This window comes from Thalassospira profundimaris, assembly GCF_003326755.1.
Classification (GTDB): Bacteria; Pseudomonadota; Alphaproteobacteria; order Rhodospirillales; family Thalassospiraceae; genus Thalassospira; species Thalassospira profundimaris_B.
In genome coordinates this window covers 119642-141537 of the sequence record NZ_JPWH01000003.1, presented here as the reverse complement: position 1 = coordinate 141537, position 21896 = coordinate 119642, and the positions used below count along the sequence as shown (strand labels likewise).

The following is a 21896-nucleotide window of genomic DNA, read 5'->3' as shown; positions in this document are numbered from 1 at the left end:
AACGCCCCGGCCATAAAACCGGGGCGTTTTCTGTTTCATCGTGAAGGTGACGTTAGTCTTTTTTGTCACCTTCAGGCTTGGGACGCGAACTGACAACCTCGTCAATCAGGCCAAATTCCTTGGCTTGATCCGGTGTCAAAAAGTTATCGCGTTCCATCGCATCTTCGATGGTTTTCAGATCGCGTCCGGTATGATGGACATAAATCTCGTTCAGACGATGGCGCAGAGCCAGAATTTCACGGGCATGGATTTCGATATCCGACGCCTGCCCCTGGAAACCGCCAGACGGCTGATGGATCATGATCCGCGCATTGGGCAGGCTATAACGCTTGCCTTTTGCACCAGCCATCAAAAGCAGAGAGCCCATCGAGGCAGCCTGCCCCATACATACGGTCGACACATCGCAACGGATGTATTGCATGGTATCATAAATCGCCAAACCGGATGTGACCACCCCGCCCGGCGAGTTGATGTAGAGCGAAATATCCTTGTCCGGATTTTCCGATTCGAGATGCAGTAGCTGGGCGCAAATCAAAGACGACATGCCGTCATGGACCTGGCCATTGATGAACACGATCCGCTCTTTGAGCAGGCGGGAAAAGATGTCATAGGCCCGTTCCCCGCGGCTGGTCTGTTCAACCACCATCGGTACAAGCGAGTTCATCTGCTCTTCAATCATCAACCGCAATCTCCTTGCTGCAACTTGGTCCGCTATCGGGCGGATTATTCTGCGCTTTCGTCAGCAGCCTTTTTCTTGGCAGCCGGCTTTTTAGCCGCGGCTTTTTTGGCCGGTGCCTTTTTCTTGGCTTCTTTCTTCGGCGCGTCGTCTTCTTCCTCAGGTTTCAGAAGTTCTTCAACCGTAACGGTTTTTTCTTCAACCTTCGCCAGCTCGACGATGTAATCCACCACCTTGTCTTCATATACAGGGCCCTGAAGCGCCTGCAAGGCCTGCGGATTATTTTTATAGAATTCAATAACAGCCTGCTCCTGGCCCGGATATTTCTGGGCTTCGGCAACAAGAACCTTATTGATGTCTTCCTGGGTGATCTGAATATTGTTGTTACGGCCAACTTCGGCCAGCAACAGACCCAGCAGAACGCGACGTTCCGCAATTTCGCGGAATTCTTCGGTCAGTTCTTCTTCAGACTTGCCCTTGGTTTCGTCATCTTCCTGGCCCGCTTCACGGGCCTGTTTGATCTGCTCGACAATGCCGGTCAGCTCATTTTCAACCAGGGAAGCCGGAAGATCGAAATCATGATTGTCAGCCAGCTGATCAAGCAGATCGCGCTTCATTTTCTGACGGGCAACCGATTCGTATTCGCGGCCATAATCCTTGCGGATGGCTTCTTTCAGGGATTCAAGGCTTTCCTGACCCAGCTTCTTGGCGAGTTCATCGTCAATTTCAGCGGGTTTCTTTTCCTTGATTTCCTTAACCGTTACGTCGAACTCGGCATCTTTTCCTGCCAGTTCGTCAGAACCGTAATTTTCCGGGAAGGTAACTTTGACAACGGTTTCGTCACCGGCATTGGCGCCAATCAACTGGTCTTCAAAACCGGCAATGAAGGTTCCCGAACCCAGTTCAAGTTCGTAATCTTCGGCTTTGCCGCCTTCAAACGGTTCACCGCCGACTTTACCCAGGAAATCGATAACCAGAACGTCACCGGATTTCGCCTTGCGCTTGCGCTTCAGGGGCTCGGTGGTGCCCTGTGCAGCGGCAATGCGATCAAGGGTTTCGGTGACTTTGCTGTCGTCAAGTTCGACAACTTCACGCGTCAGGTTCAGCTTCGAAAAATCCATCGGCTCGATCGCCGGAATGATTTCAACCGAAATATCATATTCCAGATCCTTGCCTTCATCAAAGGCAGTGACTTCGATTTTCGGCTGAACGGCCGGGCGCAGTTCATTATCGGACAGGATCTTGCTGGTGCTGTCATTTACAGCAGCTTCAAGAACTTCGCCCATAACAGACTTGCCATAACGCTGGCGCAGAAGTTTGGTCGGGATTTTGCCAGGGCGGAAACCCGGAAGACGAACCTGGTCTTTGATTTCTTCGAGCTTGGCGTTAACCTGTTCTTCGATCGTGGCGGCCGGCACAACGACCTTGTATTCGCGCGCCAGGCCTTCATTTTTGGTTTCTGTAACCTGCATAGATAACTCTTTTGCTTAGGTTCGAATAATGTCCGTTACGCGACGCCGTCCGGACGTCAGAAGTCAATATGACTTAACGAATAGCTTTTTTGTTTTCTGATCTGCAATGGTACGGGCGAAGGGACTCGAACCCCCACGGATCTCTCCACTGGAACCTAAATCCAGCGCGTCTACCAATTCCGCCACGCCCGCACAAAAGCATACCTCCCGCACCGGAAAAACCGGTGTGGGTGCGCCTTAATACAAACTTCAATCCACTCATGCAAGCGTCGCCTGATAAGTTAAGCACAAAGCAACGAAAATAGTTGAATTTTACGGTGATAAAAAGGCCTTAGCACCTTGAATTACCCCGCAAGTCGACGAACTGTGCCTGATGCGGCAATTTTGCCACCCCCGACATAATTTTCATGGTTTTTCTCGATTTCACCCGACTGATAAAGATAATTCACCATTAATCCAAAGGATTGCGCCTGCCCGGCAGACGAACTGTTGGCATCCAGATTCAGCCGTTCGACGCGGGCACCATTGCTCAGATGAAAATGCGCAACCGGGTCCAGTGCCGTGTTCCGCCCCGGGCGACGCTCGTTCAACAGGTAATGCGCCACCAGGCGCAACAATGCCGGGCGGCTATCTGCCGGAATCTGTTGCACCTTATCGGCCTGCTTGGCACCATCACTCTTTTCACTGGCGACGAGCGGACGACACAGGGATATATCCTCAACCAGATGCTGGGGCAGTTGCTGTTGCGGCTCTGTCTTCACCATAACAGCAGTGCCCATCGCACCTGCTTCTGGCGTTTCCGCATTCTCATGATCGACCACATCTGCCGCCGTCATCGCATCAACCTGATCAATGGCAGCGGTTAACCAGCGACGGAAGCCCGGTATCGGTGACAGGGTGGCAAATTGCTGCAGGTTCGGCAGATCACGTTTGAGTTCCGCCACCACGCGCTTAATCAGGAAATCGCCAAAACTGATGCCCGCCAACCCGGACTGGGCATTGGAGATCGAATAGAAAATCGCCGTATCAGCGCGTGTTGGATCTGCGATCTGATCATCCAGGTCTCGATCAATCAGCACATCAACATTTTCGGCAATGCCGGAAACCAGGGCAACTTCGACAAAAATCAGCGGCTCCTCAGGCATACCGGGATGAAAAAATGCAAAACAGCGCCGGTCATTGGCCAAGCGGCTTTTTAAATCATCCCAACTGCGAATTTGATGCACCGCCTCATAAGCGATCAGTTTTTCCAAAAGAGCAGCCGGAGAATTCCAGGTAATCTGGTGGAGTTCAAGAAAGCCGATATCAAACCAGCCCGACAAAAGTGTTTTCAAGTCCTGCTCCAGCAGGACGAGCCCCGGCGCATCCTTGCGCCAGCGCAGCAAGTCGGCTCGTAAATCGACAAGAAATTTGACACCCTGCGGCAGAGCGGTGAATTCCTGCAATAATTTCCGGTAGGGCGGCACCAGATCCGTCCGCATCCGGCTTTCCAGCATCGTGCGCTCCGCCAGATCATCGGCCTGTTGCCAATCCCTGATCACAGCCCCCAGTTTGGCCCGGTCCACATCAAACTCGTTGACCAGCAAATGCAAAAATTCGATCCGGCCCGCCTCATCAAGACGCAAAAAGTCATGTCCGAGCTCTGCCGCACGGCCCCGGGCCGAAACGGCACCACCACGATGTGCCAGGCAATCGGCGATCTGCTGACGCCAGCGGTCCTTTTGCGCCGCCTCATCGTCAAACCCCAGACTGCGCACCACCGAAGTACCGCGGATGTCACGCCACAACTGGCGAATGTTATCGAAAGTACGGTCAATAAATGTCTGGCTCATTCACAATCCCATCATGCTTTTTCATCCAATGAACGCCAAGCATTGACACCAAAGGTGAAATCACAAAGGCAGCAAGTGCCAATAAGGTGGTCTCTTTCTGGCACGGGCATAACCATAGACATAGGCATTAAAACAACATTGACCAGCAGCACCAAGCCCGTGCAGGTCTGGATCATGTTGGTAAGTGTTCTACATCACGACACCATGCGCCTTGCGCTGCCACAGGCGCGCCAACAATCCTGGCAACGCATCGGGAATATCCTCGGCAATCAGGCCCGGTCCAAACGCCTGTCCGGCCTGCGCATGCAGCCATACAGCCATTGCCGCCGCCTCAAAGGCGGGCATCCCCTGGGCCAGCAACCCTGTCACCAGACCGGCAAGAACGTCGCCACTTCCGGCCGTAGCAAGCCACGGGGCAAAAACATCATTTATCACTGCCCGGCCATCCGGCGCGGCAACAATGCTATCGGTACCCTTTAATATAACAACCGATCCGCTTCGTTTCGCAGCCGCCCGTGCGCGTGAAAGTTTATCGCCTGCCAGATTATCAAACAGGCGGGCAAATTCACCCTCGTGCGGCGTCATCACGGTAGCCCCCTGCACGGCAAAAAACAGGGTACTGGGATCATCGGCAAAACTGGTCAGGGCGTCGGCATCCAACACACAGGCCCGTGCGGCATGAAGGGCATGAATCACGCGCTTGCGGGTCTCGTCCCCCACGCCTGCCCCGGGGCCAATCAATACGGCATTGTGCCGCGGGTCTTGCATCAATTCTTCAAACTTTGCCATCGGCGCAACCATCACGCCCGGCGCATCCTGGGCGTAAAGCGACAATGCCGCCGGTTCTGCCAGAACGGTTAACAAGCCCGCCCCGGCCCGCCGTGCGGCCCTTGCGGCCAGACGCACGGCACCTGTGGCATGCGTACCGCCCACTGCTAAAACATGGCCGCGTTGATATTTATGCCCGCTATTGGCCGGCCACGGAATGTATGATTCCCAAATTTCCGGTGTATTAATAAAAATATCAGGCGCCAAAGACCCCACAATATCTGCCGAAATGCCAATGTCCCTGATAATGCACTGCCCGCACAAATCCTTGCCCGGCAACAAATAATGCCCCGGTTTGGGCCGACAGAAACTGACGGTGAAATCGGCATCGACAGCAACACCACGTATTTGCCCCGTCGTGCCGTCAGTCCCGCTGGGCATATCAACCGCGACGACAGCAGCCGGGCATTCATTGATTGCCGTGACCAATACCGCAAGATCGCCCTCTATATCGCGCGACAGGCCCGCACCAAAAATACAATCAACCACCAAATCAGCACCTACAAGCATTGCAGGTGATAACCGTTCGACAATACCACTCCATTTTTCCGCGTGAATTCGGGCATCACCGGCAAGCTTTTCTACATCACCCAACAGGCCGACACGCACATTCCATCCCTGATCTCGCAACAGACGGGCAATCACAAAACCATCACCGCCGTTATTTCCCGGTCCACATAAAACCGACACCGCCCGGGGGGAAAATCTTTTGACAATCTCGTCACTAACGGCCTGCCCGGCATTTTCCATCAGGATCTCGCCTCTAACGCCACTTTCAATTGTCCGCCGGTCTGCCTCATACATCTGGGCGACGGTTAAAATCTCTTGCATCGGACCTCCCTTACGTCTGGCGCAAATCCTGATCGCACCGCAAAAACCGCAGTCTTACAGCATGCTTGTTAAAGCAGGGCTGTTACGGGTTCCCGCCGGTAGCTATTTGTTTTCGCAATGCGTATAGTGCCCCGCGCAGATGATTCTGCCAAACAAATCCAAGCAGACAAGGCAATTCCGGCATGAAGGTTGTTGTTTTAGGCGCGGGTGTCGTTGGCACGACCTCGGCCTATTATCTTTTGCAAAATGGTCATCAGGTTACAGTGATCGACCGTCAGCCAAAAGCGGCACAGGAAACCAGTTTTGCCAATGGCGGGCAAATTTCGGCCTGCCATGCCCTGCCCTGGGCGACCCCGCAAACCCCGTGGCAAAGCCTGAAATGGCTGGGCCAGGAGGATGCCCCGCTTTTATTTCGGTTGCGCTTTGATCGTAAGCTTTTCGCCTGGGCGCTGCGTTTCCTGCGCAATTGCGCCCCGGACCGCACCCGTCAGAACATCGAAAAATCGCTTAGACTGGCAATTTACAGCCGTTCCTGCATCAAGGAACTTCGCACACAGCTTGGCCTTGAATATGACAGCCTAAGCAAAGGCATCCTGCATATTTGCCACGAAGAAACCGAAATGGAAAAGGTCGCAAAAACGGCCAGTATCATGCAGGAATTTGGCCTTGATCGACGGATTGTAAATGCACATGAATGCCTTGCGATTGAACCTGCCCTGAAACATTCACGCAAACCGATCATTGGCGGCAGTTTTTCACCCGATGATGAAAGCGGAGATGCGCAAAAATTCACCCTTGCCCTGGCGGACCGCTGCCGGGAAATGGGGGCAACATTTTTATATGAGACAACTATTGACGGGTTGGAAAGAACCGGGACAAAAATCGATCACGTCCGCACAAGTAACGGCCCGGTTCGCGGTGATAAATATCTTGTATGTCTAGGCAGTTACAGCCCGTTCCTCACCAATCCTATTGGCATAAAACTGCCGATTTATCCCTGCAAGGGATATTCGATTACCATCGACACAACCGGGTTCGAGGATGGCGCACCAACCGTCAGCCTGATCGACGACAGTGTCAAAATGGTCTATTCCCGGCTGGGCAATCGCCTGCGCGCCGCTGGCACCGCCGAACTGGACGGGTACTCCCTGCGCATGTCGCCACGCCGCCAGCAATTAATTGCCGACAAAGCCTTTGATCTGTTTCCGTATTGTGGAAATCGCAACCAAATTGATTATTGGAGTGGCCTTCGCCCCGTAACACCCGATTCTGCACCTGTTCTGGGACCCAGCAGATATGATAATCTTTTCCTTAATACGGGGCACGGCACTCTGGGCTGGACCATGAGTTGCGGTTCCGCCAGGGCGATTGCCGATGTGATGTCGGAGAGAACCCCGGACATTTCACTTGATGGATTTCAAGCGGACCGGTTTTGATCCGCGACCATTTTGTTTTGGGGGTTAAGGCGTGCATTCCGGCAAGCCTGATATGACGCATAAGAGTCCGATTCCTGCGCCAATTACCGCACTGATCGAGGCCCTGCCCTATGGTGCCGCGATTTGTTCGCGGGATGGCAAAATCCTGCGCGCCAATTCGGCTCTTGCCAGATTGATCAGGCTGGATCGACATGCCCTTGATCATCGCCAGGCATCGTTCCTTCACCCCGGCATCCTGCGCGACCTTGACGAAATATTCACGACAGGTCGTTTCTGGTCTGGCGATATCGCAGTGTTAAATGACGCTGGCGATCCCGTTGCCTGTCATATGACGGTAACGGCACTGGAATGGGCCGATAATAACGAAACCATCCCCGCCGCCTTGCTGACCTTGATCGAAAATGCCGGGCATCGTATCGCCGCGCAGGATCTGATCAGTCATAATCAGGAACGCAACGATGCCAACGCCACCAAAACAGATTTCCTGGCCAATATGGGCCACGAATTACGTACCCCTTTAAATGCAATTATCGGCAATGCCGAACTGATCGCCGAAGGTGTTCTGGGCGATATTGACACTGCCTATCGGGAATGCGGACACGATATTCATGAAGCCGGACTTCATTTATTATCCCTTGTCAATGATGTCCTTGATTCCGCCAAACTGGCTGACGGCGCCATGACGCTGAAGTCGGCACCTGTCAATATTGTCGCCATCGCCTGCGAAGCGGTCAAAATCATCAAAGAAGACTATAACCGACGCGCCCATCATCTAGCGGTTGATTTACCGGATCATGACGTCATCATTCTCTGTGACCGAATGAAACTAAAGCAGATTCTGATCAATATTCTAACCAATGCGGGAAAATTCACGCCCGATGGCGGGACAATCAGTCTTGCGCTGCAATTATCGCATGACGAGGCCATATTTACCGTTACGGATAATGGTGTCGGTATGGCACCACAGGATATCCCCCGTGCCCTGACACGCTTTTCCCAACTTCATCCGGAAGGCATAAAGGAAAGTGCGGGAACCGGCCTTGGGCTGCCTTTGGCAAAAATGCTGACCGAACTTCACGGTGGCCGATTTATCATCGAAAGCAGCCCTGGCAAGGGAACATCGGTCAAAATCTGTCTGCCGCAAAATCACGCAACCTGATACACGGGTTTCCGCATATCAGGCACACGATTAACCCTTTCTGCTGCCCTAACCGTCGGCGCGGGCGGCTTCATTTATTTTGTCATTGCGCACACGCACCTCGTCTGGCCAACGACTTTTGATATAGGACAGCGAAGCAGCAATTTCCTGATCACTTAATATACCGTCAAAGGCGGGCATGGCGCTCTTATAGCCATCTCCCACCATTTTTTCCGGTCCATATTTGGTCAGGGCAAACAGCATTTCATCAGGATGGTGCCAGGTATGGCCGGTTGCATCATGGGGCGGTGCCGGTAACAAACCATCCGCATCGCGCTGTTGCCAGTTTGCTTCGCCTTGCAATCTGGCACCATGACAGGAAGCACAATTGGCATCATAGATTTTCTTGCCCGCAGCCACCAGATGCAGGTCATTTGCGTCAATCCGCACATTACCGCCGTTTATCTCGTCAGGCTTGAAATACTGGTATCCGGCAAAGCCAAGCACCACCACACCCAGCGCGATCACGCCGAAATACAGTTTGTTATTCACTGATTTTTACTCTCTCTATTGGCTAAACCCGGCCGTTGCCGGAATTCGGGAAAACATCACTTTCCCGGATCAGGCAACCGTCCCGGCCAGATCCTCGATAATCGGGCAATCAGGGCGGTCATCGCCATGACATTGATGGACCAATTGGCGCAACGTCGTCTGAAGGCTTTTCAACTCCGCAATTTTGCGGTCAATATCTTCCAGATGGGCCTTGGCAATTTGCCGCACATCCGCCGATGCCCGGTTGCGATCCTCATAAAGGGATAACAACAACCGGCAATCATCAATCGAAAAACCCAACCCGCGCGAACGCTGCAAAAACCGCAATTTATGAAGGTCCTGATCTGAATAATCGCGATAACCATTTGCCTGTCGTCCAGGCAGCACCAGACCAATATCCTCGTAATATCGAATGGTTTTGGCTGGCAAACCGCATTGTTGTGCTGCTTCGGATATATTCATTTTTCGGCGTCCTCCTTGCGGATTTTCCAGCGCCGCAGTGTCAGCGAATTTGTCACAACAGAAACGGAACTGAGTGCCATTGCCGCACCGGCAATCGCGGGGCTCAGGATGCCAAAGGCCGCTAATGGCACCCCAATCACATTATAACCAAACGCCCAGAACAGGTTCTGTGTAATCTTGCGGCGTGTGACGATGGAAATATCAATGGCACCGGCCACCAGGGCGGGGTCCGAGCGCATCAAGGTAATACCGGCTGTTTCCATCGCCACATCGGTGCCACCCCCCATTGCAATACCAACATCTGCCGCCGCCAATGCCGGGGCATCATTGATGCCATCCCCGACCATTGCCACATGGCGGCCTTCCTTGCGCAGTTTTTCAACCTCGCGGGCCTTGTCTTGCGGGCGAATACGGCCACGCCAGCTTTCCATGCCAATCTGTTTGGCAACATGGGCCGCGACATCTTCGGCATCGCCCGACAGCATAATGCTGTCAATGCCGCGCGATTTCAGATCAGAAACCGCCGCAATGGCACTTTGCCTTATTTTGTCTTCCAGCGCCAAATACCCGGCAAACCGGCCATCAATAGCCACCAGGACAACCGTACTGCCCGTTTGTTCAACCTGCTTCACACCTTCGGCAACACTGTTTTCGGGCAAGGCAATATCATGATCCTGTAACAGGCTCTCGGTACCGATCAAAATGGCATGACCCTCGACCGTGCCGCCCACACCGGCACCGGTCGTGCCCTTGAAATTGGCAACATCGGCCAATTTCAGGTCACGTTCCGCCGCGGCAGCAACAACCGCCTGTGCCAACGGATGTTCGCTAGCAGCCTGCACGGAAGCAACCAAACGCAGGAATTCCTTTTCATCGCAATCATCACCCGAAACGACAATATCGGTAACGGTTGGTACACCTTCTGTCAGGGTACCGGTTTTATCGAAAATTACGGCATCAACATTATGCGCCTGTTCAAGGGCCTCGAAATTGCGAATAAGAATACCCGAACGGGCCGCAGCCCCCGTCCCTGCCACCAGCGCCGTCGGTGTTGCCAGGCCCAAGGCACACGGGCAGGCAATCACCAGGACGGAAACGGCCGAAACAATTGCGGTTTCAAGGCCAAACCCGGCAATCATCCAGCCTGCAAATGTCACCAGTGCAATCACGATAATCACAGGCACAAAAACGGCGGCAACCTTGTCCACCATCTGCTGGACCGGGGCTTTGCCGGTCTGTGCCTGTTCTACCAGGCGAATAATGCGCGACAATGTCGTGTCTTCACCAACGGCATTTGCGCGAATGTCCAACCGCCCGGTACCATTGACGGCCCCACCCACAACCTCGTCATCGGGTTTGCGCAACACAGGCCGGGTTTCCCCGGTAATCAGCGATTCATCAATCTCGCTTTCGCCCGACGTCACAACACCATCAATTGGCAGCTTCTCGCCAGGACGAACCCGCACAATATCATCAACCCGCAAGTCATCGACGGAAACTTCTGTCTCTTCACCGCTTTGCGGGTCCAGACGGCGGGCTTTGCGCGGGCGCAATGCCATCAATTCACGAATGGCGGCAGAAGCGCCACGTTTTGCCCGCTCCTCCATGATCTTGCCACCCAGAATCAGCGTGATAATAACGGCTGACGCTTCAAAATAAAGATGACCTTCACTGGCAGAACCAGGCTGCAACATATTATAAAGGCTCAGGAAATAGGCCGCCGACGTACCCAGAGCCACCAGCACATCCATATTGGCGGCGTAATTGCGCAACGCGGCCCAGGCACCGCGATAAAACCGCCAGCCAATAATAAATTGTACCGGCGTTGCCAACGCCAGCTCGACCCAGGCTGGCAGCCGAAACTCAACCCCCAGATACATCCAGATCATTTGCCCGACCAGAGGGGCGGCCAAAATGGCAGATGCCACCAGCCACCAGATCGCGTAATCCTTACCTCTTTTGTCAACTGAATCAGACCGGCTTTGCCCGTTGTTGCGTGACACCGCATGGTAGCCCGCCTTTTCAACCGCCTGAAGCACCTGCCGGTCTGCGACGGTTCCCGGCAAAACCGACAAATCGGCGCGTTCCAGGGCAAGGTTGACAGTTACAGAAACAACACCGGGCAACTTTGACAGGGCTTTTTCTACCCGGCCCGAACAACTGGCACAGGTCATACCGTCAATATCATAAGACAGTTGTTCTTCTGTCACCTCGTACCCTGCCTTGCGCACGGCACTTGCCACATCCTCGGCATCCGAGGCGGCATTTTCTGCCAATCGGACATGGGCCGAATTCATCGCAAGGTTAACGTCAACCTCTTCGATTCCATCAAGTTTCTTTAAGGCCTTTTCCACTCGTCCGGCACAGGAGGCGCATGTCATGCCACCGACCTCAAAATTAAGATCGCGATCATGGCCAGTCTTTTGCCGGTCGGAATCTGTCATCGCTGTCATCGCGCGTACCTCGCACATCTCATTATTAAGACAGCATAAAGTTTCCAGCAACTGGAAGGTCAAGGCTTCAATCAAAGAAATGGAAAATTGAGAAACTTGCGCTTCATTTTTGCTGCTCTGTTATCAGGCTCCCCACTGCGTCGCATGCCGCCGCAGTGCCAAATTTATGGATCAGCACAACACCCCAAACAAAATAAAAGGGCCACCGAAAACAAACGGCAGCCCTTTGAAAATCGCTTATATCAGCAACTGACGCGAACGCCTTACCCGTGCGGGCTCGGTTCACCAACTGCGCGGAACTGAATATAGTTCGGCAGGCCCATCATATCGATCAGGCGGATCTGCTGTTCCAGCCAGTGTGCATGGTCCTCTTCGCTGTCATCGAGCAAATCGGTCAACATGTTACGGGTCTGATAATCGGATTCCGATTCACAAAGCTTGATGGCCTCTTTCAGATATTTAATGACCATATATTCATGTTCCAGATCATTTTTCATCATCTCGGGAACCGTCTGCCCAACCTTGATCGGGGTGCGCGACGCCGTATCAGGCACGCCTTCCAGGAACAGAATACGTTCAATCAAACGCTTGGCGTGATCAAGCTCTTCATCTTTTTCATGGTGCATACGCTCATAAAGCGCATGCAATCCCCAATCCAGATACATTTCGGCATGGGTATTGTACTGGTCTGCTGCCGAAAGTTCTGCGGTCAACTGACGGTTCAGGATATCAATAACGTTCTGGCTGCCTTTCATGGCGCTCGCTCCTTATCTGATTAATCGCCGTCGCCGGAACGGCTCTGGATATAATTCTGAATACCGACATTATCGAGCTGCCATTGCTCGGTCTCAAGCCAGTCTACATGTTCTTCCTGGTCTTCCAGGAAAGAAACAAGCAAATCACGCGTAACGAAGTCTTCCGCCTTCTCGCACGCCGAAATGGCTTCACGCAGCAATGGAAGGGCCGCAAGCTCGTATTTCATGTCACAATCGACAATCTCGGTGACATTCTCGCCGATCAGCAGTTTGTTAAGATTTTGCAGATTGGGCAGACCATCAAGAAACAAAATGCGCTCGATCAAATCATCGGCCCGTTTCATTTCCTTGATGGAAAGTTTGTATTCATATTCACCCATTTCCACAACGCCCCAGTTCTTGAGCATGCGGGCGTGCAAAAAGTACTGATTAATCGCAGTCAACTGATTTGTAAGGATGCGATTAAGATAACCAATGATCTGCCGATCACCTTTCATGGTATGTCTCCTCCAGATGGCATGACGGCATTGTGGTAATCGCAATGGCCTTTTTCAAGAAAAAACAGCGTTATTGATTACCACTATCAATAATTTAGCCAATTTTCTTAAAATATCTCAAAATAAAGGATCAAGTAAAAATCAGTCTCAATAAAATTATTGCAAACAATTATCGTTCGGATGCTGGAACTATGTTTAGACGCCCTGCTTTTTGTGCACCATATCGAATCGGAACAGGGAACAACACGCTGTTCTCATTTGTCCATCCAGGATCAAACAGGCACGCCGATTTAAATACAATTATATCAAGAGAGCAATCAGGATCCGCAAAACCATCCGCACAAAAAACCTGCACGGTCAGAAAACCGGCAGGTCCGTATCGTGTTGAATGTTCGGATTTCAGACATACAAAAAGCCGGGTCGATATGCCCCGGCTTCTGCATACAGCAGCCTACAATTTAGACGCTGTCGATATTTGTCCGCTTAATCAGGCGATCGCGTCGCGCGCTGCTTTACGTGCAACATCTTTGATCTGCCAGCGGGAAATCCCGACATCATCCAAGTCACGGGCGTCGAGATCATAAAGTTCGTTCGCGACTGACCGTGCATAGGCCCAACGACGAACAGCAACAATAATACTGGACAAGAACATGTTGAACCTCCTGTGTTTCAAACTGATGGGCGCTCAATCACGGTGACTTCGTGTTACCGGATGCGCCCTGCTCCGTTCTTCTGCATTGCAATATGCCTAAACTGATCGAGTTTCTCAATCCACCAAGTTTGCATATCATCTGTTCCAAATCGTCATAATTGAATGGGTTCAATTTCGTAAAAATTTACCTTTCAGTCCATAAACAACAGAAAAATCACTATATTTCCACCCTGAACAGTTTCCGCATCGCAACCGGAACAATATCGTTCAAACGTCAAATTGGCTAGTCCACGCCCTATTTTTCTTGTCGCGTAACAATATTCGTATCCGTCGGCTCCGGGAACACCGCTCCGCAACGCCTGCATCATAAAGCCATCATGATTTCGGGCCCCGTGCCTGATAATACTGATGTCGCCGACGCATATCGTTTCATTCGATGTTAGCGCTAACATTTTTTGTAACAGTTTATGTCAAAACCGCGACTGGAAATAATCTGTTACATCATAGCGGATGCAAAAGCCGCCTACCCGGCGCATGGTCCTGCCATTAACAAATAAAGACCGGGAGGAAAAATGTACGCGCTTAAAACAAAACCCCATCGATTCAACGCAAAAAGAGTTGCCCTTTTTGCTTCTGCCCTGCTGGCCCTTATGCCCGCCCTCGCGCAGGCCGAACCAACCGTCGAAGTTCTGCATTACTGGACGTCGGGTGGTGAAGCCAAGGCCGCCGCTGCCCTGAAAAAGGACTTCGAGGCGCATGGCGGCAAATGGATTGACAGTCCGGTTGCAGGCGGTGGCGGTTCCGCTGCCATGACGGTGCTGCGTTCCCGGGTATTGGCAGGCGATGCCCCAACTGCCGTGCAATTAAAAAGCCCGGCAATCATGGAATGGGCCGAACAAGGTGCGCTTGCCAATCTTGACGGCGTCGCCAAAAAGGAAAAATGGGACGATATTCTGCCCAAACGCCTTGCCACCCTCATGAAATATAATGGGCACTATGTTGCCGTCCCGGTCAATATTCACCGCACCGACATGATCTGGGCCAATCCGGAAGTGCTGGCAAAGGTGGGGGCCTCCCAGGTTCCCTCAACCTGGGAAGACTTCAACAAACTGGCCGAAAAACTCAAGGCACAGGGCATTGTGCCCCTCGCACTGGGCGGCCAGCCCTGGCAGGAAACCATCTTGTTTGAAAATGTCGTGCTGGGCATCGGCGGCACCGACTTTTATCAAAAGGCGCTTATCGACCTTGATAATGATGCGTTAAAATCCGACACCATGAAAAGGGTATTCGATGAAATGCGCATTTTGCGCGGTTTTGTCGATGAGGACTTTGCCGGACGCGACTGGAACCTTGCAACCGCAATGGTCATGAATGGCAAGGCCGCCATGCAGATCATGGGCGACTGGGCAAAAGGTGAATTTCTGGCGGCAGGCAAAGTACCGGGAAAAGACTTTCTGTGTCATGCGACCCCGTCCAATCATGGTTATCTGTTTAATACAGACAGCTTTGCCATGTTCAAGGTCGATGGTGCCGACAAAACCGAGGGGCAAAACCTCCTCGCCAGCCTGATCCTCGGTCAGAAATTCCAGGAAACCTTTAACCTGCTCAAAGGATCGATCCCGGCACGCATGGGGGTACCAATGGACAAATTCGATATGTGCGCCCTGCAATCCGAAAAAGACATGCAGGCCTCCCAGACTTCGGACGGCTTTTTGCCTTCTGTCGGTGTTGATATGGCCCTGCCCGGCAATTTAACCGGCGCTATTGTCGATACCGTCACATCGCACTTCAATTCGGAAATGTCATCGCAGGAGGCCGTTGATAAACTCGTTCAGGCGCTGGATCTGGCAAAAGAATAAATCAGCCTGGCGCGCCGTGCCGGATCATCATCTGCAATATGATGATCCGGCACGGTCCGGGCGAAACACCTTGAACTCTTTTACATTTTTGCCAACAAGACAAAGAAGAAAACCATATTTCTCCGATTTATTCCGCATAGGATAAACTGCAATGCTCTAAAAGGCTCTAATCAGAAATCTCGAATTGCGGTTAAATCGAATCAATAATGCCTTTATTGTAACAATATGTTTCAAACACTAGGTGTGGAAACGACCTGTTACAGTTTTGTGGATGCAATACGGGCCCTCTCGCAGCATGGTGTCGCTGCAATTGGTTTAAAACCAGGGAGGAAACCCGAAATGAAACTTAGCAAATCCATTCTTGCTGCCGGTGTTGGCATTGCCGCCCTTGCTTCGGCAACGCTTGCACACGCACAGCCGACTGCCGAAGTCCTGCATTGGTGGACGTCAGGCGGCGAGGCAAAAGCCGTCGCTGCCCTGAAAAAGGACTTTGAAGAGCATGGTGGCAAATGGGAAGACAGCCCGGTTGCCGGTGGTGCTGGCGATGCGGCCATGACCGTTCTGCGCTCGCGCGTTCTGTCGGGCGATGCTCCCAGTGCCGTTCAGCTCAAAGGCCCGGCCATTCAGGAATGGGCTGAACAGGGTGCACTGGCCAACCTAGACGATGTCGCCAAAAAGGAAGACTGGGATGCCGTCATTCCCAAGCGCATCCAGGACATTATGAAATATGACGGCGACTATGTCGCTGTTCCGGTGAATATTCACCGTGTGAACTGGATCTGGTCGAACCCGGAACTGCTTGCCAAGGTCGGTGCCAAGGAAGGCCCGAAAACCTGGAAAGAATTCAACGAACTGGCTGAAAAGCTGAAAGCAGCGGGCATTACGCCGCTGGCACATGGTGGTCAGCCGTGGCAGGACGCAACGATTTTTGAAACCGTTGTCCTGGGTATGGGCGGACCGGAATTTTATCAGAAAGCCCTGGTTGACCTTGACGAAGATGCGCTGAAATCCGACACCATGAAAAAAGTGTTCGACGAAATGCGCACCATCCGTGGCTACGTTGATCCCGACTTCCCTGGTCGTGACTGGAACCTGGCAACCGCAATGGTCATGAATGGCAAAGCCGCCATGCAGATCATGGGCGACTGGGCAAAAGGCGAATTCCTCGCTGCGGGTAAAGTGCCGGGCAAAGATTTCCTCTGCTCTGCCACCCCGGCTGATAACGGCAATGGCTTCCTGTTTAACACCGACAGCTTTGCCATGTTCAAAGTCAGCGGCGAAGACAAAATCGAAGGTCAGAAACTCCTGGCCGAGCTGATCATGGGCAAAAAGTTCCAGAAGACCTTCAACCTGTTGAAGGGTTCCATCCCGGCGCGCACCGGCGTTTCGCTTGATGATTTTGACGAATGTGCAAAAAAGTCGGCTGCCGACATGGAAGCCGACCAGAAAACCGGTGGTTTCCTGCCGTCTATGGCACATGGCATGGCCCTTCCGGGTCATCTGTCCGGTGCGATTGTGGACGTCGTAACAGCGCATTTCAACTCTGACATGTCGTCTGACGAAGCCGTCAACCGTCTGGTTGAAGCTGTTGAACTGGCAAAAGACTGATCCGTCAGTCAATCCAGAATTGCCCTTAGGGCAATAACATCGCACTGGCCCCGGAACCCCGTTCCGGGGCCAACTTCCCTTATCTTTTAATTATTCTGAGGCAAAGGGCATGGGGGCTTCTTCAAGCACCGAAAGCAACCTGATGGCTGGCCTGCAACGCAATCTGTCCAAGATCGTTGTGGCACCATCCTTTGCTGCGTCCCTGTTTTTCGTCTACGGCTTCATCCTTTGGACCGCCTGGATGGCGTTTTCCAAATCGCGCATGATGCCGGTCTATGACTGGGCCGGGCTGCGGCAATATGAACGCCTGTGGCAAATGGAACGCTGGCATGTTGCCATCGAAAACCTGCTGATTTTCGGCGGTCTTTTTATCGTTATCTGTCTATTCCTCGGGTGTCTGCTGGCAGTTTTGCTTGATCAGCGCATCCGGGCGGAGGGCGTTTTACGTACGATATTTCTTTATCCGATGGCGCTGTCCTTCATTGTAACGGGCACCGTCTGGAAATGGATTCTCAATCCCGGTCTTGGTCTTGAAAAAATGATGCACGACCTGGGCTGGGCCAGCTTCAAATTTGACTGGCTGGTGAATTCCGACTTTGCAATTTATACGGTCGTGATCGCCGCCGTGTGGCAGGCATCAGGCTTTGTCATGGCGATGTTTCTTGCCGCACTGCGTGGTGTGGACCAGGATATTATCCGCGCCGCCTATATGGATGGCGCCAGCCTGCCGCGCATCTATTTCGGCATCATCATCCCGTCGATCCGGCCAGTCTTCCTAAGCGCGATTGTCGTTTTGGCCCACCTGGCGGTCAAAAGCTTTGACCTTGTCATTGCCCTTACGGGCGGTGGACCGGGCTATTCATCGGATCTTCCGGCGACCTTCATGTACACAATGGCCTTCCAGCGCAACCAGCTGGGCATCAGTGCCGCCAGTGCCATGATGATGCTTGCCACCGTTATGGCGATCATTGTGCCGTATCTGTATTCCGAACTGCGCGGAGGCAAGAAAAATGGCTGATATCCAAACTTACGGCCAGAATTCGGGCATGAAGCATACCCTGCTGCGCGGTTTGCTGTATCTCGTTCTGATCCTGTTTTCGGTTTATTACCTGTTTCCGCTGTTCGTGATGATCACGACCTCGCTGAAATCCCTGACCGAAATCCGCGAAGGCTCGCTCATCTCCCTGCCCCGTGTCGTTACCTTTGATGCGTGGGACTATGCCTGGAACCAGGCCTGTGTCGGTGTTGAATGCTCGGGCATCAAAACCTTCTTCTGGAACTCGGTCAAAATGGCCATTCCGGCGGTTCTGATCTCGACCATGCTGGGCGCACTGAACGGTTACGCCCTGACCAAGTTCCGCTTTCGCGGTGCCAACATCATTTTTGCCATGTTGCTGTTTGGCTGCTTTGTACCGTTTCAGGTTGTTTTGCTGCCAATGTCGCAAACGTTGGGCCGCTTGGGCATCGCCAACTCGACCACCGGTCTGGTGCTGGTTCACGTTGTGTATGGCCTGTGCTTTACCACCCTGTTTTTCCGGAACTATTACGTTTCCATCCCGGACGAACTGGTAAAGGCGGCCACCATCGATGGCGCCGGGTTCTTTACAATTTTCTGGCGGATCATTCTGCCGATCTCAGGACCGATCATTGTTGTTTCCGTCATCTGGCAGTTCACCCAGATCTGGAACGACTTCCTGTTCGGCGCATCCTTTAGTTCCGGTGACAGCGCCCCCATGACTGTCGCCCTCAACAATATCGTCAACACCACGACCGGCGTTAAACAATACAACGTCGATATGGCCTCAGCCCTGCTTACCGGGCTTCCGACCCTGCTCGTTTACATTCTTGCAGGCAAGTATTTCGTCCGTGGCCTGACTGCCGGTTCGGTGAAGGGATAAAGAAATGGCATCACTTACCCTTGATAAAGTCCGCAAGACGTTCGGGTCCGTCGAGGTTCTCAAAGAAATCAATCTGGCGATTGAAGACGGCGAGTTTCTCGTGCTGGTCGGCCCGTCAGGTTGCGGCAAATCCACCCTGCTTAATCTGATCGCGGGTCTTGAAACCTCGTCTGACGGTGAAATCCGCATCGGGGACCGCGTTATCAATAACGTGCACCCCAAGGACCGCAACATCGCAATGGTGTTTCAGTCCTACGCGCTTTATCCCAATATGACGGTGCGCAAAAACATCACCTTTGGCCTCGAAATTCGTGGTGTCGCGTCATCCGAACGTGACAAAGCCGTCGATGATGTTGCCCGCCTTTTGCAAATCGAAAACCTGCTGGACCGCAAACCATCCCAGCTTTCGGGTGGTCAGCGCCAGCGTGTGGCAATGGGCCGTGCCCTTGTGCGGAATCCGGACATCTTCCTGTTTGACGAACCGCTGTCAAACCTGGATGCCAAATTGCGCGTCGATATGCGGACCGAAATTAAAAAGCTGCATCACCGTTTGGGGGCCACAATCGTATATGTGACCCACGACCAGATCGAAGCCATGACCCTGGCCTCGCGCATTGCCGTGATGAAGGGTGGCATTTTGCAGCAGTTTGATACCCCGCAGCGCATTTATGAAAACCCCAACAACATGTTTGTTGCCGGTTTCATTGGTTCGCCATCGATGAATTTCATCGATGCCCGCCTGATCGAGGATAATGGCCGCATCGCCGTTACATTCGAGAATAACGGGCAAAACGTTGTGTTGCCGTTACAGAACAATAGCCCGGAAAGCTATCGTTCCTGGATTGGCAAGGATGTTGTGTTTGGCATTCGTCCCGAAGCCCTGACCCACAAGCGTACCGGGTCAGACCAGCCAGACAGCCAGTATGTCAATTTTGATGCCAAGGTCGAAGTGATCGAACCCACCGGGGCCGACACCATGACCGTCATCAATCTTGGCGGCAAGGAAATCGTCGCCCGTGTCCGTCCTGACCGGGCGACCAATCCCGGAGAAATGATGACATTCTCTGCGGATATGAATCAGATCAGTCTGTTTGATCCCAAATCGGAACTGCGGATCTGATCTGAATGGCGGATGGTTCTGGGGGCCATCCGCCATTACTTTTTTAATGGCATTGATCTCAAATAAAAAGCCACCCGAGAGAAATTTCTTGCGGGTGGCTTTTCTTTTTCACCAGAAATCACGATCAGCTTGATCGCACCTTGGTCAAAAACTCGCTCACAGCCACATTAAGTTGCTGTGCCTTGGCAGACAGGCTCGCCGCAAGCTCATTCCCTTTGTCAGAACGCTGACCATCAATCAACGCACCCTCGGCAGCAGCATCAATATCGGCATTCACACGGGCAACACCGCGTGCAGCTTCGTCAACATTACGGGCGATTTCCTGGGTCGCTGCCCCCTGCTCCTCGACAGCAGCAGCGATACGGCCCGTCGCGGCATCAAGCTCACGGATTGTCCCGGCAATATCACCAATCGCATCAACCGAACTGCTCGTAGCGGCCTGGATATCCTCGACCTGACGACGAATATTATCGGTCGCGCGGGCAGTTTGCGTTGCCAGGTTTTTAACTTCGTTCGCTACAACCGCAAAACCCTTGCCTGCATCCCCGGCACGTGCAGCCTCGATGGTCGCGTTAAGAGCCAGCAAATTGGTCTGATTGGCAATATCCGTAATCAGAGCAACCACTTCGCCAATTTCCGACGCCGCATTGGCCAATAGTTCAATTTTCTTATGCGTGCTTTCGGAGGCATCAACCGCACTCCCCGCAATACCCGAGGACTGCGTTACCTGACTGCTGATCTCGGCAATCGAAGCTGTCAACTCTTCTGCTGCCGCTGCAACAGTATCCACATTCCGGGTGGCGTTATGAGAGACAGAAGAAACAACCTTCAGACCTTTACCCGCATTTTTGGCAGATTCGGAAATCGTTTTAAGACCGCTCTGTACTTCACGTGACAGGGCGAGTACCTCTGACAAAATCTGGCCGACAGATTGCTCAAAATCATTTGCCATCTGTTTAAGAGCTTCACGTTTGGATTCTTCGGCCCGTTTCTCGTTTTCGACCTGTTTTTCGCGCATATGCGCTACTTCCAAACTACGATCTCTGAATGTTTCCATTGTCCGTGCCAGATCGCCAATTTCACTTTGCTGATCTGTATATTGAACTTCAATATCAAAATCACCCTTGGCAACCGAATTCATGTTTTCAATAATACGCGACAAAGGTCCGGTAATGCCCTTGCTAATGAACATCGACAACAGGATAACCAGTCCAATCGCGACCAGTGCGATACCGCCCTGAAACACAAGGCTGCTATAAAAAATGCTGTCAATGTCATTGATATAAATGCCGGTGCCAACAACCCAGCCCCAGGGTTCAAAATTCTTTACAAACGCAAGTTTTGGACCGGTTTCTTTGCTATTTGGCAAATAAAAATGATATCCGACAAAACCTTCACCATGCTCGTTGATGACCTTGTCGAAATCCCTGTAATAAAGCTTGCCTGACGTATCCTTTGAATCGCTCATATTCTGGCCGACAAGCTTTGGTACAACACCATGCACAAGCATGATTTGTTCCTTGGCGGTAAAAACCCAGAAGTAATTCGAGCCATCATAGCGCAATGAACTTACTGCTTTTTTAGCAAGATTTTGCGCATCCTCCTTGCTGAATTTACCGGATTTTTCCAAATCATAGTAATATTGCAGCAAACTGATACTGCTATTTACGAGGTTTCGTGTATTGGTCTTGCGATCTTCGAGAAGATTTTCGCGCAGGTTTTCCAACGCAAATGCACCAATAATACAAGACGCCAAAACGGCTCCAAAAACGATTATGATCAGCCGCGTCCTGATCTTCAAATTCGACAGCATAAGCAGGCCAGTCC

At 52.3% G+C, this 21896-nt stretch carries 18 protein-coding genes and 1 tRNA gene; 7 read left to right on the top strand and 12 right to left on the bottom strand.

Annotated features, from left to right (window positions below; genetic code table 11):
* Positions 1 to 52 precede the first annotated feature (52 nt).
* From clpP to TH25_RS05180, 5 genes are all read right to left on the bottom strand, one after another.
* Entirely contained in the window at positions 53 to 679 is a 627-nt protein-coding gene (gene clpP / locus TH25_RS05200; RefSeq protein ID WP_114087373.1) for an ATP-dependent Clp endopeptidase proteolytic subunit ClpP, read from the bottom strand.
* A gap of 44 nt (positions 680 to 723) precedes the next feature.
* On the bottom strand, positions 724 to 2148 hold the full coding sequence (tig, locus tag TH25_RS05195; protein ID WP_114087372.1) for a trigger factor: 1425 nt from the start codon (positions 2146 to 2148) through the stop codon (positions 724 to 726).
* Positions 2149 to 2255: 107 nt separating this feature from the next.
* Positions 2256 to 2340: transfer RNA gene (locus TH25_RS05190), tRNA-Leu, on the bottom strand.
* Positions 2341 to 2492: 152 nt separating this feature from the next.
* Positions 2493 to 3980, bottom strand: coding sequence for a malonyl-CoA decarboxylase (locus tag TH25_RS05185; RefSeq protein WP_114087371.1), 1488 nt, complete (start codon positions 3978 to 3980; stop codon positions 2493 to 2495).
* A gap of 189 nt (positions 3981 to 4169) precedes the next feature.
* A complete protein-coding gene (locus tag TH25_RS05180) occupies positions 4170 to 5639 on the bottom strand; it encodes an NAD(P)H-hydrate dehydratase (protein ID WP_114087370.1) in 1470 nt (489 codons plus the stop codon).
* Between the two features lie 182 nt (positions 5640 to 5821).
* Between TH25_RS05180 and TH25_RS05175 the strand changes: the two genes are divergently transcribed.
* Positions 5822 to 7075, top strand: coding sequence for a D-amino acid dehydrogenase (locus TH25_RS05175; protein ID WP_114087369.1), 1254 nt, complete (start codon positions 5822 to 5824; stop codon positions 7073 to 7075).
* A 52-nt stretch (positions 7076 to 7127) separates the two neighbouring features.
* On the top strand, positions 7128 to 8234 hold the full coding sequence (locus TH25_RS05170; RefSeq protein WP_114087368.1) for a PAS domain-containing sensor histidine kinase: 1107 nt from the start codon (positions 7128 to 7130) through the stop codon (positions 8232 to 8234).
* Between the two features lie 48 nt (positions 8235 to 8282).
* On the opposite strand, the gene TH25_RS05165 is transcribed toward TH25_RS05170, so the two are convergent.
* From TH25_RS05165 to TH25_RS05140, 6 genes are all read right to left on the bottom strand, one after another.
* Positions 8283 to 8765: a c-type cytochrome gene (locus tag TH25_RS05165; protein WP_258549040.1), complete on the bottom strand. Its 483-nt coding sequence runs from the start codon at positions 8763 to 8765 to the stop codon at positions 8283 to 8285.
* Between the two features lie 69 nt (positions 8766 to 8834).
* Entirely contained in the window at positions 8835 to 9227 is a 393-nt protein-coding gene (cueR, locus tag TH25_RS05160; protein WP_114087367.1) for a Cu(I)-responsive transcriptional regulator, read from the bottom strand.
* Positions 9224 to 11680, bottom strand: a complete 2457-nt coding sequence (locus TH25_RS05155; RefSeq protein ID WP_309471282.1) for a heavy metal translocating P-type ATPase — start codon at positions 11678 to 11680, stop codon at positions 9224 to 9226. The genes cueR and TH25_RS05155 overlap by 4 nt, the downstream gene beginning before the upstream one ends.
* A 263-nt stretch (positions 11681 to 11943) precedes the next feature.
* Entirely contained in the window at positions 11944 to 12435 is a 492-nt protein-coding gene (gene bfr / locus TH25_RS05150) for a bacterioferritin (RefSeq protein ID WP_114087365.1), read from the bottom strand.
* Between the two features lie 20 nt (positions 12436 to 12455).
* Entirely contained in the window at positions 12456 to 12932 is a 477-nt protein-coding gene (bfr, locus tag TH25_RS05145; RefSeq protein WP_114087364.1) for a bacterioferritin, read from the bottom strand.
* A 487-nt stretch (positions 12933 to 13419) separates the two neighbouring features.
* A complete protein-coding gene (locus tag TH25_RS05140) occupies positions 13420 to 13584 on the bottom strand; it encodes a DUF1127 domain-containing protein (protein WP_073954604.1) in 165 nt (54 codons plus the stop codon).
* A 572-nt stretch (positions 13585 to 14156) separates the two neighbouring features.
* Between TH25_RS05140 and TH25_RS05135 the strand changes: the two genes are divergently transcribed.
* The 5 genes from TH25_RS05135 (at position 14157) to TH25_RS05115 (ending at position 20069) form a co-directional block, all read left to right on the top strand.
* Positions 14157 to 15443 (top strand): ABC transporter substrate-binding protein, encoded by a 1287-nt coding sequence (locus TH25_RS05135; protein ID WP_114087363.1) that lies wholly within the window; start codon positions 14157 to 14159, stop codon positions 15441 to 15443.
* Positions 15444 to 15782: 339 nt separating this feature from the next.
* Positions 15783 to 17051 carry an ABC transporter substrate-binding protein gene (locus TH25_RS05130; protein WP_114087362.1) on the top strand — a complete coding sequence of 423 codons (1269 nt, stop codon included), beginning with the start codon at positions 15783 to 15785 and terminating at the stop codon, positions 17049 to 17051.
* 109 nt (positions 17052 to 17160) lie between these two features.
* Complete coding sequence (locus tag TH25_RS05125; RefSeq protein ID WP_114087361.1) at positions 17161 to 18069, top strand: carbohydrate ABC transporter permease; 909 nt, start codon at positions 17161 to 17163, stop codon at positions 18067 to 18069.
* Positions 18062 to 18949 (top strand): carbohydrate ABC transporter permease, encoded by an 888-nt coding sequence (locus tag TH25_RS05120; RefSeq protein WP_114087360.1) that lies wholly within the window; start codon positions 18062 to 18064, stop codon positions 18947 to 18949. Before TH25_RS05125 ends, TH25_RS05120 begins: the two co-directional genes overlap by 8 nt.
* Before the next feature lie 4 nt (positions 18950 to 18953).
* Complete coding sequence (locus TH25_RS05115) at positions 18954 to 20069, top strand: ABC transporter ATP-binding protein (RefSeq protein WP_114087359.1); 1116 nt, start codon at positions 18954 to 18956, stop codon at positions 20067 to 20069.
* Positions 20070 to 20193: 124 nt separating this feature from the next.
* Here the strand turns inward: TH25_RS05115 and TH25_RS05110 are convergent, their stop codons facing one another.
* On the bottom strand, positions 20194 to 21825 hold the full coding sequence (locus TH25_RS05110) for a methyl-accepting chemotaxis protein (RefSeq protein ID WP_258549039.1): 1632 nt from the start codon (positions 21823 to 21825) through the stop codon (positions 20194 to 20196).
* Positions 21826 to 21896: the final 71 nt, after the last annotated feature.

Coding starts and splice junctions, on each gene's coding strand:
- TH25_RS05130 (WP_114087362.1), top strand. CDS start 15,783: ATGAAACTTAGCAAATCCATTCTTGCTGCCGGTGTTGGCATTGCCGCC.
- cueR (WP_114087367.1), bottom strand. CDS start 9,227: ATGAATATATCCGAAGCAGCACAACAATGCGGTTTGCCAGCCAAAACC.
- TH25_RS05135 (WP_114087363.1), top strand. CDS start 14,157: ATGTACGCGCTTAAAACAAAACCCCATCGATTCAACGCAAAAAGAGTT.
- TH25_RS05185 (WP_114087371.1), bottom strand. CDS start 3,980: ATGAGCCAGACATTTATTGACCGTACTTTCGATAACATTCGCCAGTTG.
- TH25_RS05125 (WP_114087361.1), top strand. CDS start 17,161: ATGGGGGCTTCTTCAAGCACCGAAAGCAACCTGATGGCTGGCCTGCAA.
- bfr (WP_114087364.1), bottom strand. CDS start 12,932: ATGAAAGGTGATCGGCAGATCATTGGTTATCTTAATCGCATCCTTACA.
- clpP (WP_114087373.1), bottom strand. CDS start 679: ATGATTGAAGAGCAGATGAACTCGCTTGTACCGATGGTGGTTGAACAG.
- TH25_RS05140 (WP_073954604.1), bottom strand. CDS start 13,584: ATGTTCTTGTCCAGTATTATTGTTGCTGTTCGTCGTTGGGCCTATGCA.
- TH25_RS05120 (WP_114087360.1), top strand. CDS start 18,062: ATGGCTGATATCCAAACTTACGGCCAGAATTCGGGCATGAAGCATACC.
- TH25_RS05155 (WP_309471282.1), bottom strand. CDS start 11,680: ATGACAGCGATGACAGATTCCGACCGGCAAAAGACTGGCCATGATCGC.
- TH25_RS05175 (WP_114087369.1), top strand. CDS start 5,822: ATGAAGGTTGTTGTTTTAGGCGCGGGTGTCGTTGGCACGACCTCGGCC.
- bfr (WP_114087365.1), bottom strand. CDS start 12,435: ATGAAAGGCAGCCAGAACGTTATTGATATCCTGAACCGTCAGTTGACC.
- TH25_RS05180 (WP_114087370.1), bottom strand. CDS start 5,639: ATGCAAGAGATTTTAACCGTCGCCCAGATGTATGAGGCAGACCGGCGG.
- TH25_RS05115 (WP_114087359.1), top strand. CDS start 18,954: ATGGCATCACTTACCCTTGATAAAGTCCGCAAGACGTTCGGGTCCGTC.
- TH25_RS05170 (WP_114087368.1), top strand. CDS start 7,128: ATGACGCATAAGAGTCCGATTCCTGCGCCAATTACCGCACTGATCGAG.
- tig (WP_114087372.1), bottom strand. CDS start 2,148: ATGCAGGTTACAGAAACCAAAAATGAAGGCCTGGCGCGCGAATACAAG.